The following is a 14,241-nucleotide window of genomic DNA, read 5'->3' on the forward strand; positions in this document are numbered from 1 at the left end:
CCTTTATAACTTGATTACCCATTAATTAATAAATCGAATATGTTTTTCCAAGAAAAAAATAATAATTTCCAGAAAATTCCGAATATTCAAAACAAAAAAAGACTCTATCACAAAAATAGTGACTACGAGTCTTCTACTTATAAAACAATTTTAGCACAGCCGAAGACTTACACCTGCATGTAATTGGTACCAATTTTGTTTAGTGCTAATTGTCCTAATTGGTAATTATGACTATTCTGGCATCCAAACTTGTTTCTCCGTATGCACCGTTTGTCCCGAAGCCATTGCTTCCCCCATAAGGAGCGCCAAGTAGTGATCCTGTGCTGCTTCTGCCAGGCTATAGAAGGAAGCTCCTTTACCGGAAGCGAGCAGCCCCATTCGCAGCAAACAAGTCGCTATTGCGATCTCGTCATCACTAAGCCTTGCGGGAGCAACTGGATTCTGGTAAAGCCATTCGCCATCCGCAATAACCCCGCGATGATAATAACCTTCCAAATTCCCGTGCTGACCGGTATCGACTCTGCGAAGCTCCGTATGAATGGGCGTGGCGTAATCTTTTAAATAGCTGACTTCTGAGTCTACTAGCTCACCTTTGCTGCCTCTTACGAGCATGCGGCTGCGCCGTATCCAAGAGAAGTACTGATCCCCCGTAAAATCATATACAGCCAGCTTGTCGCCAAATCGGAGCGTTGCAATTCGCTGCACAGATTGAACCATTCGTTCTTCAAGCGGATCACCTTGTCTGCTTGGCCCTTGCATGATCTTCGATTCAAAGGTCTGTCCAATGATGCTGGCATGCTCGAAGCCGACGCCAAGAAGCTGTCTAATTAAGCTAATCCCGTGATAGTCATGGGCAGCAGATACCTGTGCTTGCGATACTTCACCCAGCTTCCCGGAGCGGGCAATCTGAATCCGAGCCGCATGCATCGGCTGAAATAAATACTGTTCGGCTACTTGTACCATTGCATCCTTAGGCAGCGATTGATACAGGTCGGTTAGTGCTTCCAAATCAGCAGCCGGAGGCGTCTCTGCCAGCACTGGAATTTGCCGTTCAGCTAGCTCTTGGATAATAGCCGGAGCCGCTGTTCGCGGGACAGATACAACAGCGAAGCTGAACTGCTTGGACTCAGCCGTAAACTGAGCCATATTGCGAACCGTACGAATGCCCCATTTTGCCTCCAGCAGCCGCCCCTTCTCCTCGTCACGAACAAGTATCGTATGAATGTTGAATTTCTCCGGCAATGCTTTGGCGATACGTATGTAAAACTCTGCGCGCCAGCCTCCGCCAACTATTCCAAAGCTAATAATAGACATCGTGAACCAGCCTCCTGGATGTAATCCGTTTTCGTCATAATGATCATTATAAAAAAGAAAAAGATCTCAACACGTGAGATCTTCTTTACGCAGTGCGGAAGGTTCCAGTTGCCTTTATTTCCTCTTGAACACCTGTATAAGCTTGCAGCTTACCATGGTAAACGAGCTCCAGCAGCGTTGTATTCTCCAAATCAGCAGGTGTTACGAACAAGGAAGGTTTATTAACAAGATTCACGCCGCTTTCCTCAAAAACAGAGGCTACAAACTGCGAGCAAAAGTATGCGTACTCTCGTTTCATCTCAATATTAAGCATGATGCCTAACATGCCTAGCAAATTGTATTTATACTGATCGCGATTTTTCTCCATGTAATGAATTTGATTTCGTATGTTTATATAGGCGCAATGACTAATCGTGCATCTATACAAAGCGCAGGTTGAGTTCTCAAAAAACTCGCCTCGTACATCCTCTTTCACAAATCCCGCAAAAAATGGGTTGTTCGGATTTTTTCTGCCAAAGCTATAGACCTCATTCAAGTCTCTGTCAAATGCGATTGAAGCGTGATTCAGCATATTTTTAGTGTACCATCTAATTGTCTTGGAAAATAAGGTTCCCGTATTCGTTAAGAGAACATAAATTTCAACATCTCTATTCATGCCATACTACCTCCACATTAAAGAACTCTCATCTAGGTATTAACTTTAATGCAGGAGAACTAAATTCTAAACCTGCTCAGGTAATAGATTCATCCCCGACCTAAGTCCAGTTCTGTAAGCATAGCGTGACAGAGGATCATCTACTAACTTCACCTATTTTTATAACCTTAATCCATTTTACTGGATTTTCTGCTTTTACTCAATACAGACTTCGTTTTTTCTTCCTCATGCTTAAAAATATGTTAAGATTTTCTTTTTCCAAAAATGATATAGTAGGAAAAGATTGACACCGTTCATATACTATTTATATGCACCAAATCTTAATTTAGTATGGTCGTTTGGCTTACATTCTATTGCAGCGGAGGACATTTAAATGGAATGGTTTACTCGCTATACCACACAGCTGGAACTTGTTTATGCCAAAGCCGAAGAACGTATTGCAGCTTTCCCAGCACCGCTCGGCAGCCTTGGTCTGGCCTATGCGCATAAGTTCAATCCTGTGAAGCATGACAGCAATAAGGATTACATATGCAGCCTTCTCCCCTTCTGGATGAAAGAGCCGAGCGGAATTAATGATTCGCAATGCGAAGCGCTTGCATTAGCTAATGTATATGGAATGCTTTATTTTTTTATTCAGGATGACGTGATGGACAGCATGCCGGCATCAAATTGGAAGGAACAGCTTGCTCTAGGCAACCTGCTCATGCTCGAAATGTTCCGTGTATTCCGTGAGCTGTTCCCTTCAGCTTCACCATTTTGGGCGTATTACGACCATTATGTAACGAACTGGGCCGAGAGTGTAACCAACGAGGATCGCGATGATTACTTTATAAACGACCCCATCCGCACAGCTGGCAAAGCAGGTCCCGTCAAAATCGCCAGCACTGGCGCGTTGTTGTTAGCAGAACGCCCAGAGCTCATTGAGAAGATGGAGCTCGCCATCGATATTGTGCTGATGTCGCTTCAGATGTCTGACGACTATCAGGATTGGAAAGAAGATCTGGCTGAAGGCAGCTATAATGGCCTGCTTGCGATGATCACCGCAAATAGAACTGCGGAAGAAGCATTAACTGAACAAAAGGTTGAAAATGAAATCTTTATTCGAGGATGCCTCGGACCTTATGTTCAACTTGCAATTGATAATGAAAAACGACTAATCGAATTGGAAGCGGGATCTAGTGAGCTAGTCGCATTCCATAGTTTTATACTAAAACATTTGAACCATACCCATGAGACGATAGAATCAAACAAAAAGTTGCTGCTGGAGGGCGGATTTAACTACTTTTTGTATAAAATTTCAGTTTAATAGGTACTATATAATCTATTAATTGTCGAATAATTGAAAATTCATATAGAATTTGTCGAACGGGCATGATAGACTGAGTATGGTAAACTTATACATATTCGGAAGGGTGATTATTGTGTCCAATGTACAATCGTTAAAAGATCAAATCATTCAAAAAGCTTGGGAAGATGCCGAATTCAAGAAACAACTTATCGCCAATCCGAAAGAAGCAATAAAAGAAGCTTTCGGAATCGATGTTCCGGATACAATCGAAGTAGAGGTTGTTGAAGAATCGGCTAATAAATACTACTTGGTAATTCCAGAAAACCCAACAACAATTAAAGAAGAAGCGATCCAAGCACAAGGCGCTATGTGGCAATAAATAAAAATAAAAAAAAGCGCTGGTTTTAAAAGCAACCAGCGCTATTTTTCTGCAGATGGGATATGAATTATTGCTTCGGTTCCTAAACCTTTCTTACTAAAAAACTCAAGCTTCCCTTGCATTACCTCTATAATTCGGAAAGTAACCATCAGCCCTAAACCAGTTCCTTTTGATTTCTTCGAATAATACGGCTCTCCTAATCTTGCGAGATCAGCCTCATTCATTCCCTCACCGTTGTCTTTTATACAAATAACGACATTATTAGAATTATCCATATAAGCTCTAATTAATATAACACCTTCTTTGTCCAGTGCTTCAATACTATTTTTAATAATATTTATTAGAGCCTGCTTAAATTTTGATGAATTACCTCTTACAAATAAGTCATTTGCCAACTCAACATTGATTACTCCACCTTGCATTGTAGCAAGAGGAACCAGTATACCTTCAATTTGTTGAAGCTCCTCTGAAATATTTAAAAGCGTTGTTTGTTCAAGCTGTGGTTTGGCGAACGTAAGAAAATCAGTTATGATCTCTGATGCGCGATCTAATTCATCTATTGCAAGTACCATAAAACTTTGTTCCTTATCGTTCGTAGTTTTCTCACGAAGAAGTTGTAAAAAACCTCTCGTCACCTGCAACGGGTTTCTAACCTCATGAGCTACTGAAGCTGCTAACTGACTAATGATTTCCATTTTTTCAGACCGTTGAAGATCATTGTTAAACACTTCAAGTTGTTTTGAATATTTAACAACCTGTTCGTAGTTTTCTAAAATTCTCCTTGCAAGAATCACAACAAGTGCAGCAATAAAACTAAGAATGCCCCATTTCCAGAAAAACAAATCATAGCTCATACCCTTGATAAAATACCAAATAACTTCGGATACCCCGACTGCTGAGAAGATTCCGAAGCCAGTCGTTAAAACAATAGCTTCTTTATTTCCTTGAAAACAATAATTTATAAGCAAGCCGACGAGAAGCAAATTCCCAATTATTATTGAGCCACCGAAAGATATTATAGTAACCATAGTATACATAGTTTTGATCTCAACTGATATAAAAGAAGCAAACAATAATATAACTGTTATAATTAAAATAATAACCTGGAGCCTTCTAAACAATAATATTAACCCATAAGGGCCTCTTCCAAAAATCTTTTCGAAAAAGAAATAAATAGCAGGCATCAATAGGCTTGATGCTAAATCGAATAGATAGTAAATATAAAATCCATACTCCCCGTATATAGTATGTAGATAAGGTGAATATGAGAGGATCATTAAACCGATTGATAAAATAACTACGCACAGAGAACTCCATCCAGCTAAATATGGTTTTCTCAAAAAAATAATAATAAGGAACATAGCCAATGAAACGAACAAAAGGGCTGCTCCCAATACAACATCCAGCATATCGTGCTTCAAAAAATCTTTACTGAGCGTTTGATTCTCGCCAACTAAGATTTGCTTCTTTAATCCTAGCCAGTCTGCATCTGTATGAAGAAAGACGTATACCATTTTATTAGATTCATACGAGCTTAAAGATAATAAAATCTCATTCCTATTATATGGATAATTACGATCAGACTTATATACGAGTTCATTATCAATAAAAATCATTACATCCTTCGCAGTAAGACTGCTAATCAATAGAGCGGGTCTTGAAAAGTAAAATTCAGGTAGTTTAAATCTCAACCATGCCGATGTAATATTAGCAGGCTTAGTAGGTAATGGATCGCCGTAGGTAAACGGGATCCAAGCGCCTTTTTTCTCCAGAAATTCACTATGATCCGAAATTCCAGATGGATTCTCCTCCCAGATCATTTCCCATTCTGTTATCCTGATATTTGGTTCATTCGTTAATGCTTGGAAAGTAGCAGCATAAGAAGCCGTAGCAAAAAAAGGAGTAACAATACAGAGCAAAAACACGAAGATCAACAAAAATTTACGTAGTACTTTCATCATACACCTCAAAAACTCGATAATGTTAATGCTCATATCATACTATATTTCGACAATGTTCGATAAGCCTCCTTCAAAAATTTGGTTGTTGACAAAATAAATAAAGCCGTTTTCAAAGATCATTACGATCTTTGGAAACGGCTTGAATACTTGGATTAAAATAACTTTTTTCTTATCGATACACGGCGAAGCATCATAAAATTCAAGGCTACAATACACAGCATGACAGCAAAGGCAAGAATAATGACTGCTGCTAGCGATGCTCGTTCTACCTCTAATCCCGTTTGCAATAGATTGCCTATCCAGTCTGACGATAGAACAGCCTCCATCGCCATCATTGGCAGCAGGGCAGCAACTGAAATTAGTACGCCTATCTTCCAATTAAATCGATAAAATCCGGAGCCAATGAGCCAACCGCTGCCAAAGTAGGCAAAGAACAAACAGAAATATTCAAAAAAGATCCAGCCGAGCTCTAAAGAAGAAGAAAACAAATGCGGATTGTTCAGCTCTAATGTCCAATTGTTCTTGTCATAAATGAACTGCTCGACAGGATACCCTATCGTTAATATAAGGGCGAATATAGCTGAAAATAGGACTAGTACTAAACTCACACCTCCAATAAAGTGCTTTCTCGTTACTCCACTGGAAACAAAACTTGCGAGCGATGCAGGGGTCAGCAGTATGCCAATGACAAGCAGAAATACTCTCGGCGATATGGTCGTGCTTTCCCAAACCTCTTGCCCTTCAAAATCAGGTCCTACTATAGCCTCAGCATTCGTTAAAACGCCTATACCAATATAGATCAGAATAAATATGACCCAATAAAAAAAGATCGTCCAACGAAAGGTGTACATCATATGCTGTGCCACATTAAGCACGGGATGTTTTCTCTTGCTGCTCATTATTCATCCCCTCTTTTCTTCGTCAAATGAACGAATAAATCTTGCAGTGATACAGGACCAAGCTCAAGCCCTGCTGCTAATGCTTGCTTGCGCTTCACATCAGTGAGCTCTCCGAACACAGTAACTGACTTCGTTTTACCAAGCTTCTGCTCCCCAAGCACCGTCAATCCTTCTGCAAAACGATCCACGCTTTCACTCGGTCCAGTTATAGATGAGCCGCGCGCCCGCAGCGCATCTGTTTCCTCATGCATGATTAGGCGACCTTTATCCAAAATAAGCACCTCTTCAAACAAATTGCCTACTTCCTCAATTAAATGCGTAGATAAAATGAAAGTACGAGGCGTTTCCATATAATCATTAAGCAGCTCTTCATAAAAGGTATAGCGGGACGGAGCATCCATGCCAAGATAAGCCTCATCAAAAATCGTAACCGGTGCGCGGCTAGCAAGGCCAATCGTCACGCCAAGCGCCGACTTCATTCCTCTCGAAAGGGTAGATATACGTTTCTTAATCGGGAGCTCATAGTGACGAATGAGTCGATCCGCATAGTTTGTATCCCAATTGGGCCAGCAGCTAGCCGAAAGCTTTAATACGTCACGAACGTATAAAGTGTCCGGCATATGGCCGCTTTCTTGGATAAAGCATACTTGCTCCATGATGCGTGCATTTTCGAATGGCGCTTCACCATCTATCGATATTTCACCATCTGATTGCTGTCGATAGGATGCTATAATCGATAATAGACTGGTTTTTCCAGAACCATTTCTACCGAGCAAACCGTATATTTTGCCACCCTCGAGCTTGAACGAAATATTGTGTAGCGCTGAAAATGATCCATAACGCTGCCCCAATTGATTCACTTCGATACCTAGCGTCATACGTCAGTCCTCCCTTTCACTTGTTCGATGCGACCAATGATATCTGCAAGAGGGACACCAATTTTCTCAGCTTCCGCAAGCATTTGATCGACGACCTCTTCGAAAAAACGATCTCTGCGCTGTGCCAGCAGCAATTGCCTAGCTTCGCCATTTACAAACATGCCGATTCCCCTTTTCTTATACAAAATGCCTTCCTCCGTCAATAAATGAAAGCCTTTCGCTGCTGTAGCAGGGTTTATACGATAAAACGCAGCATACTGGTTTGTTGACATGACCTGCTCATCTTCTTGCAAAATGCCGCTTATGATGTCGTCTTTAATTTTGTCTGCTATTTGTTGGTAAATGGGACTTCGATCATCAAACACGTCATCACCCCTTTAGGTTACATGGTTCATTAGTTATGTAACTAACCATACAACCGTGACCAATAAATGTCAAGCCTATTTCATTACAGCATGTGATACAGACCTCTGAGGCTAAACGTTGAGAACAAAAAAAACTGCCTCCGGGTATTAACCGTGAGACAGCTTCTTGTCCTCTTATGATAAGCAGTACGTTTGTCCGAGTAACTGGACAGTCCGTTATTTGGTTGCTTGAATTCCCTTCATCCATCCGATCAGCTCCTTGCTTACTTGCTCCAGCTGCTCCTCCGGCTTAATGCTTGCTGGTCGATCCCCTTTTTGCGTGCCATAGGAACCAAATTGACCATGATTCCCTCCTTCAATCGTGACATACTGCGTTGAGCTAGGCATATACCGTTTTCCTTTGCCCCATGCCTCCCAATCCAACACGCCATCATTAGACGCAGTGACTTGCAATACTGGCAGCTTAGCATCTTCAAGAGTTCCAGCTTTTTCTGCATAGGCCGCAAGGAAAAAGATACCCTTAAGTTGATCCAAATGCTCCGCAGCATATCGTGAAGCAAAAACACCGCCAAGCGAGTGGCCGCCTATAACGTAACTTTCCTCTGGATGCTCAGCAATAAAATCATCCGCTTTATTTTGCCCCATTAAAGCAAGATTAAGCGGCATACTTGCAATGTATACACGGTGGCCAGCGTCAGCGAGCTTGTGAGCTAAAGGTGCATAGCTTTTTGGATCTACTAATCCACCTGGATAAAAAATAACATTAGGCTGAACAATCCCGGCTGCTCCAGCGGTCGGTTCAAAGCGATAGCCTGCTTGTCCAATGCTGACCGTAACTTGTTCATCGCTCTTCATGGCAGCTTTTGCCTCAGCAGATGGTGAATAAACCATCATTTGATACGCGACAGCCAGTGACAATAGTAATACCAAAACAATGGCTAACGTCCATATAAGCACCCTCTTTTTTCGCGCTTGCTTCGGTTTTGCCAATGCCTTTGAATCGTGACTCATTTCGTGCACTCCCTTTATTCCAGCATCTTCATTAGCAGCTTTTGTGATTCCAGAGCTTCTTCACCATTCACGCTTGGACTCTTATCTTGTACGATACATTGAATGAAGTGAAGAACAGCATCCTCAAAACCTCGTTGTTTCAGAGTCGTTTGCCAAGATGGCGGCAACGTTTGTGTTACTGTATCGTCACGCTCTACTTCGAGCAAACTCATATTTTTTACACGAATAATTTCGCCTGCCGATACAATTTCGAGCTGCTCCAAGTTCGTTCCTGCATGTCGGTGCATCGCAGTCGATAACGTGTAACCACCGAATGTACTGTAGTGATGCTGTGCATAAAGCAGCTGATTATGCTCGTTAACATTAACGACGCCGTTCATCACAGTCGCCTTCCCATCTGCAAGCCAGCGTGCTGTATCAACTACATGCAAATAATCGTCCAGCATCGTAAAATCTGCGGTTTGTGGACCAACTGAATTCGTCCGATGTTTCTCCATCCGAACCCATGCCGTGTCTGTCATTCGGTTCTTTGCTTCTATGTATAAAGGAGAAAAACGACGGTTAAAGCCAACCATCAGCTTCCGGCCAAACTTTTCTGCGAGCTCCGCAAGCTGCTCTGCCTGATGCAAAGTAGCTGCCAGCGGTTTATCCACATATACATCCTTACCCTGTTTGAGCAGAGTTGACACTACCTCATAATGAGTGTCAGTAGCGCTATGTACAAAAACAGCATCGCAGCGGTCAGCCAGCTCAAGTAAGCTTCCATAGGATGAAATTCGGTACTGCTCACAAATTACTGCACGCTTCTCTGCATTAGGTGAAAAAGCACCAACAAAATTCCAGTCTACAGCTTTCGATAAAATAGGAAGATAGGCTTTTTGTGCAATTCCTCCAAGTCCAACCATACCAATACGCGGTTTGGTCATTTTCAACCACCTCTTCATAAGTTTCATTATTAAAAGGAATACATCAAGCTATTAGCAATAATCCATTTAACTCGCTCCCTAAACTATACACTTATTTGCGTGGGCTGGCATTTGAATACGAAAATTATAGTACCTGAAAAATAAATCCAGCTACTCATGCGAATAGGTTGTTTAAGTCTAGTGACAGTTGAACGCTGCTCGGCTACAATTCATTTAGGTGAAGCACACCGCTCGTACTTCGGACATTTGTTCGTGGTGGGGCGGTTTTTTTTTATTTTATGAGGATGGGGTGGGATGTCACGTATGGTGAATCGTTTTGTATCTGTTAGTGGGAATGAAGGTGGATTGGTTCATTTGGACACAGTGAAACAAGCATACACGAGGTGGATTGCGATGCATTCTGAACTGCGCAAAACTAAGAGTGAACGCAGACGCCGATTAGAAGAGCGCGATGATCATGGCGAGCAGCTATTTGCAATTCATATATGGTGGCCTGTACTCGGCAGCTTTGACTATTGCATCCTGAATATGGGATCAATGATTATCGCTATGGCAGCCGCTTTCTCGACTTTGCTTATGTTCGCCCACCATATCGAATTTCTATCGAAATTGACGGATACGGGCCGCATCACAAACAAGCGTCTCGACGAAAATTTTCAGATGATCGCTTTCGCCAAAACCAGCTTGTGCTGGATAACTGGATTGTAGTGCGTTTCTCCTATGACGACATCGGTGAGCGGCCTAGACAATGCCAGCAGTTTCTTCAACAGTTGCTCGGGAAATTGTATGGTCTCGGAAGCTCCGAAAAGTTGGCTCTACCGTTACCTGCATCCTATCGAGAACTCCTAAGATGGGGACAGCAACGTGAGCGGGGATCAACCTTTACTCCCAAGGAAGCGCAGCATCTGCTAGGTGTCAGCCACTGCACAGCACGTAAATACTTGCAGCATCTGCTGCAGCAAGGACTGCTCGAGCAAGCATCTGGGCATACACGCATACGCACCTACCGCATATCGTCGAAAGTTGCTCAATTGATTATATAAACCTAGAAATAATAAACACATTAGCTCGCTACTAACAATTGTGCATTTGAGGCATATTGGCGGGTAAGTTATGAAAATTAGATTAGTTTTTAGTTCTATTTGTTCGCATTTGATCTGTTTGGCGGAAATAGAGCTAGTTTCTAGAGCTATTCCCAACGACTTCGTGCATTTGAAGCATATTGGAGGACAAGTAATGAAAATTAGACTAGTTTTTAGTTCTATTTTTGCGAATTTGCTCTGCTTGGCGGAAATAGGGCTAATTTCTAGAGCTATTCCCAACAACATTGTCCAGTTGAGATGTATTGGAAGTTGAATCCATAAAATTCACAAGAGAAATCCTACTCTATTACATTTCTATATAAAAACACACTGTAAACTCTCAAAATTTGGTACACTAGTAGCAAATTTGTTTTAAAAAGGATGATGACCATGTCCGACCATAACGACCGTGATGATCTTGCTGATCGACGCCGCAGTAAGCTGAAGGTGCTTCGATTTGATAATAACGGTAAAGATTTAGTTGAATCCGAAAAGCCTGAGGAAACCTTTGCGGACGTAGGCGGGCTTGAGGATGTTAAGAAAAAAATACGCATGAATTTCATATTGCCATTGAAGCAGCCTGAGCTGTTTGCAGCCTACGGCAAAGAAGCGGGCGGCAGCCTTCTGCTCTACGGGCCTCCAGGCTGCGGCAAAACCTTTCTTGCACGAGCGGTTGCTGGAGAAATAGATGCTAATTTCATGCACATTGAGCTGCAAGCTATTCTAGGCATGTACGTCGGTCAAAGCGAAAACAATTTGCATGACATTTTTGAGAAAGCTCGGGAAAATAAACCGTGCGTCATCTTTATTGATGAGCTTGACGCGATGGGCGGCAGCCGCAATCAGATGCGTCAGCATCATGACCGCATACTTGTCAATCAGCTTCTAATGGAGCTCGATGGACTTCGTACGTTCAATGATCAAGTATTTGTCATCGGAGCGACGAATACGCCTTGGTACCTTGATTCCGCACTGCGCAGACCAGGAAGGTTTAACCATATGATTTTTGTACCGCCGCCTGAAGAATCGGAGCGTACAACCATCCTGCAGCTAAAGCTAGCTGGAAAGCCGCTTTCCTCGCTTGATTTAAATAAAATCTCGAAGGAGACCAAACATTACTCAGGAGCGGATCTGGAGCAAATCGTGAAGGATGCCGTAGAGAGCGCACTGGAGCGTACACTCGATATTGGAGAAATTCAGCCCATATCGCAGGACGATTTGAAAAAAGCTGCGAAAAACCGAAAGGCGACTACTCTCGATTGGTTTGCCACAGCCAAAAACTATGCTACGTTCAGCGATATTAATCAGGACTATCAAATCGTTCTCGATTATATGAAACAAAGCGGTTTGAAATAAATCCGATATAGCGAGGTAGACATAGTTATGATGGAAATAGAAGAGGAAATGACCAGTAAACGGTACGAGCGAATACAACAGCTCATGGGTTGGAAAAAGTTTAAGGAAGCTTCTGTTGAGGCGCTTGCGCTAATTCAGGATACTCCCGAGGACCCCTATGCCTATGCACTGTTCGGGCAAGTTAGTCTATACATGGATAATCTGGATCAAGCCCTTCACTGGACCGAACAATCGCTTCAACGCGACCCGGAAAATGAATTAGCCTGGTTTGTTCGCAGCAATGCTTTTTATTCGATGGAAAATTGGAAAGCAGCCTTGGAATCGATTGCCGAAGGACAGCGAATTGATCCTTATGAACCACATTATTATTTCTTGCTGGCTAACATATACAATAAAACGAGAAGGTATGAAGAAGCCCGGGATTTGCTATTGAAAGGACTTGAAATCTCTCCTGAAAATTCATTGTATCTCGCTAACTTAAGCTATAACGAAGCGTTGTTGAATCATTTTGCCGAATCAAAAATGCTGGCTAATCAAGCTTTGCGGCTTGATGTTGAGTCTGATATGGTTTACTTATATTTGGCATGGTCAGCAGAAAGACGGAACGATTACGATGATTATCTGCTCATGCTCAAGAACGCGATTAGATTAGATCCTGAAGACAAACAAATTCGTCAGGAGTTTCTCGAAGGACTGCAAAAAAATTATAAATTTTATCGGATCATGCTTTTGCCGGGAAATCTCTTGAAAAAGCTAAAGCCCTGGCAGGTTCTTCTCATTTGGATTGTGATTTGGATTGTCTTTAAGCCGCTCGTTATATTATTTATTATTCTTTATGTCGCGACGCACTGGATTACAAGGCTGCTCGTGCATGTAAAAGTGTTTGGCTGGAAACGAAGAAGGTGAGCAGCTTGTGCTCACCTTCTTTTTTTCTCAACTCGATTCCATGCCTATATTATTTAAGCACTATATCCAGCCGCATAATCGTTATATAAGCTTGTTGACGCGTATACGTGCCTTTTGGGCTGAATTTATTGTTTCCAATGCCTTTCATGACATCATGCATCGACACAAAATCAACGCTCGGCTTAGCCCAGCTTGCTATGATGCTGTTGTCTGCAAATACTGAAGCGTCAGCTGGAACCTTATAACCAAGCACCTTAGCTGTGTTCGTAAGCATGACCGCTGCTTCTTGCCTCGTGATGCTTCCGCTTGGATCAAACTTACCATTTCCTTTACCTTTGACAATACCCATCAAATAAGCAGCTACTACTTCTTTAACCTTCGTATCCGTAAATGGATTATCGCTCAGGACAACTTGTTTTTCTGCTAAAATCTCATCAATCGTCTGGCTTTTCTCCACTTCAAGCAGTTTAATAATAATTTTCGCAAAATCTGCACGTGTGATTAGCTTCTTGTAGTTGTTTTGCAGCTCCGCTGGAATAAGCCCGGCTGATATCGCTTCATCTACCTCTATCTTTGCCCAAGCATCAGGTTGATCGCCTACGGCTGCACTCGTGTCAATCTTAAAGAAGTAGCTTGCCCTGTCGCCTGTTGCCTCATCTAAGATGAACAATTCATAATAGGGAACGCCATAATCAAAGGTTACTGTTCCCGTCGTATTAGCTGGTAAAGCATTAACGAGCTCCTTCTTGCCGTTTATCGTCCAAGGTACTGGACTCGAAACCAAAACACCATTTACCAAGCTATAACCAAATACAACAACGCTAGTATCAACCTTTGCTGTATAGCTCAGAACTGCTTTTTCTGGAACGAGTATCGAAGTAATTGTAACATCCTTATATACATCTCCTAGATCATTGAACGTTAGCGTCTCTTTCACTTCGCCCGATTTCTTCGAAATCGAATATGTATACTTATCCTTCGAAATCTCAGCTGCAGCAGCTGGCATTACGAATGAAAACGTCATTAAGCAGATTGTCAGCCATATCAAAACAGCTTTTTCCCTTCTTTTCATACCAGTACCTCCATGTTTAATGAAATGTATCTGCTATTAATTCAACAATACCAGTGGATTTCCCTTCATTTTCGACAAAACCGCTGCTTATAAAACCTATACAATAAATAGCAAAAGACATTTGTGCACTTTCAGTGCGGCAAATGTCC

15 protein-coding genes are annotated in these 14,241 nt (G+C 42.0%); 6 read left to right on the top strand and 9 right to left on the bottom strand.

Features of this window, described 5'->3' with window-relative positions:
• Positions 1-231: 231 nt before the first annotated feature.
• Together AC1DPK_RS29655 and AC1DPK_RS29660 are read right to left on the bottom strand one after the other, a co-directional pair.
• On the bottom strand, positions 232-1,314 hold the full coding sequence (locus tag AC1DPK_RS29655) for a Gfo/Idh/MocA family protein (RefSeq protein WP_477512487.1): 1,083 nt from the start codon (positions 1,312-1,314) through the stop codon (positions 232-234).
• 85 nt (positions 1,315-1,399) lie between these two features.
• The gene (locus tag AC1DPK_RS29660) at positions 1,400-1,969 is read right to left on the bottom strand and encodes a C40 family peptidase (protein ID WP_076269627.1); all 570 of its coding nucleotides are present in this window, start codon (positions 1,967-1,969) and stop codon (positions 1,400-1,402) included.
• 373 nt (positions 1,970-2,342) lie between these two features.
• Here AC1DPK_RS29660 and AC1DPK_RS29665 point away from each other — a divergent pair, with 373 nt between their 5' ends.
• A complete protein-coding gene (locus AC1DPK_RS29665) occupies positions 2,343-3,275 on the top strand; it encodes a hypothetical protein (protein WP_477512488.1) in 933 nt (310 codons plus the stop codon).
• Between the two features lie 115 nt (positions 3,276-3,390).
• Complete coding sequence (locus AC1DPK_RS29670; protein ID WP_477512489.1) at positions 3,391-3,636, top strand: NHLP leader peptide family RiPP precursor; 246 nt, start codon at positions 3,391-3,393, stop codon at positions 3,634-3,636.
• Between the two features lie 41 nt (positions 3,637-3,677).
• On the opposite strand, the gene AC1DPK_RS29675 is transcribed toward AC1DPK_RS29670, so the two are convergent.
• The 6 genes from AC1DPK_RS29675 to AC1DPK_RS29700 all read right to left on the bottom strand — a co-directional run bounded on the left by AC1DPK_RS29675 (position 3,678) and on the right by AC1DPK_RS29700 (position 9,676).
• On the bottom strand, positions 3,678-5,597 hold the full coding sequence (locus AC1DPK_RS29675; RefSeq protein ID WP_477512490.1) for an ATP-binding protein: 1,920 nt from the start codon (positions 5,595-5,597) through the stop codon (positions 3,678-3,680).
• Positions 5,598-5,749: 152 nt separating this feature from the next.
• Entirely contained in the window at positions 5,750-6,496 is a 747-nt protein-coding gene (locus tag AC1DPK_RS29680) for a hypothetical protein (protein ID WP_477512491.1), read from the bottom strand.
• Complete coding sequence (locus AC1DPK_RS29685; RefSeq protein WP_477512492.1) at positions 6,496-7,374, bottom strand: ATP-binding cassette domain-containing protein; 879 nt, start codon at positions 7,372-7,374, stop codon at positions 6,496-6,498. Before AC1DPK_RS29685 ends, AC1DPK_RS29680 begins: the two co-directional genes overlap by 1 nt.
• Positions 7,371-7,739 carry a GntR family transcriptional regulator gene (locus AC1DPK_RS29690; RefSeq protein ID WP_076271901.1) on the bottom strand — a complete coding sequence of 123 codons (369 nt, stop codon included), beginning with the start codon at positions 7,737-7,739 and terminating at the stop codon, positions 7,371-7,373. Before AC1DPK_RS29690 ends, AC1DPK_RS29685 begins: the two co-directional genes overlap by 4 nt.
• 216 nt (positions 7,740-7,955) lie before the next feature.
• On the bottom strand, positions 7,956-8,750 hold the full coding sequence (locus AC1DPK_RS29695) for an alpha/beta hydrolase (protein WP_477512493.1): 795 nt from the start codon (positions 8,748-8,750) through the stop codon (positions 7,956-7,958).
• 14 nt (positions 8,751-8,764) lie between these two features.
• Positions 8,765-9,676 (bottom strand): Gfo/Idh/MocA family protein, encoded by a 912-nt coding sequence (locus AC1DPK_RS29700; protein ID WP_477512494.1) that lies wholly within the window; start codon positions 9,674-9,676, stop codon positions 8,765-8,767.
• Positions 9,677-9,970: 294 nt separating this feature from the next.
• Here AC1DPK_RS29700 and AC1DPK_RS29705 point away from each other — a divergent pair, with 294 nt between their 5' ends.
• From AC1DPK_RS29705 to AC1DPK_RS29720, 4 genes are all read left to right on the top strand, one after another.
• Positions 9,971-10,384, top strand: coding sequence for a hypothetical protein (locus AC1DPK_RS29705; protein WP_477512495.1), 414 nt, complete (start codon positions 9,971-9,973; stop codon positions 10,382-10,384).
• Entirely contained in the window at positions 10,384-10,719 is a 336-nt protein-coding gene (locus AC1DPK_RS29710; protein WP_477512496.1) for a hypothetical protein, read from the top strand. The genes AC1DPK_RS29705 and AC1DPK_RS29710 overlap by 1 nt, the downstream gene beginning before the upstream one ends.
• Before the next feature lie 429 nt (positions 10,720-11,148).
• Entirely contained in the window at positions 11,149-12,114 is a 966-nt protein-coding gene (locus AC1DPK_RS29715) for an ATP-binding protein (protein WP_477512497.1), read from the top strand.
• 27 nt (positions 12,115-12,141) lie between these two features.
• Positions 12,142-13,020 (top strand): tetratricopeptide repeat protein, encoded by an 879-nt coding sequence (locus tag AC1DPK_RS29720; RefSeq protein WP_441877495.1) that lies wholly within the window; start codon positions 12,142-12,144, stop codon positions 13,018-13,020.
• 49 nt (positions 13,021-13,069) lie between these two features.
• On the opposite strand, the gene AC1DPK_RS29725 is transcribed toward AC1DPK_RS29720, so the two are convergent.
• Entirely contained in the window at positions 13,070-14,092 is a 1,023-nt protein-coding gene (locus AC1DPK_RS29725; RefSeq protein WP_477512498.1) for an S-layer homology domain-containing protein, read from the bottom strand.
• Positions 14,093-14,241: the final 149 nt, after the last annotated feature.

It is taken from the genome of Paenibacillus sp. 01T424 (assembly GCF_056398745.1).

Coding starts and splice junctions, on each gene's coding strand:
- AC1DPK_RS29655 (WP_477512487.1), bottom strand. CDS start 1,314: ATGTCTATTATTAGCTTTGGAATAGTTGGCGGAGGCTGGCGCGCAGAG.
- AC1DPK_RS29660 (WP_076269627.1), bottom strand. CDS start 1,969: ATGAATAGAGATGTTGAAATTTATGTTCTCTTAACGAATACGGGAACC.
- AC1DPK_RS29665 (WP_477512488.1), top strand. CDS start 2,343: ATGGAATGGTTTACTCGCTATACCACACAGCTGGAACTTGTTTATGCC.
- AC1DPK_RS29675 (WP_477512490.1), bottom strand. CDS start 5,597: ATGATGAAAGTACTACGTAAATTTTTGTTGATCTTCGTGTTTTTGCTC.
- AC1DPK_RS29680 (WP_477512491.1), bottom strand. CDS start 6,496: ATGAGCAGCAAGAGAAAACATCCCGTGCTTAATGTGGCACAGCATATG.
- AC1DPK_RS29685 (WP_477512492.1), bottom strand. CDS start 7,374: ATGACGCTAGGTATCGAAGTGAATCAATTGGGGCAGCGTTATGGATCA.
- AC1DPK_RS29695 (WP_477512493.1), bottom strand. CDS start 8,750: ATGAGTCACGATTCAAAGGCATTGGCAAAACCGAAGCAAGCGCGAAAA.
- AC1DPK_RS29700 (WP_477512494.1), bottom strand. CDS start 9,676: ATGACCAAACCGCGTATTGGTATGGTTGGACTTGGAGGAATTGCACAA.
- AC1DPK_RS29705 (WP_477512495.1), top strand. CDS start 9,971: ATGTCACGTATGGTGAATCGTTTTGTATCTGTTAGTGGGAATGAAGGT.
- AC1DPK_RS29715 (WP_477512497.1), top strand. CDS start 11,149: ATGTCCGACCATAACGACCGTGATGATCTTGCTGATCGACGCCGCAGT.
- AC1DPK_RS29720 (WP_441877495.1), top strand. CDS start 12,142: ATGATGGAAATAGAAGAGGAAATGACCAGTAAACGGTACGAGCGAATA.
- AC1DPK_RS29725 (WP_477512498.1), bottom strand. CDS start 14,092: ATGAAAAGAAGGGAAAAAGCTGTTTTGATATGGCTGACAATCTGCTTA.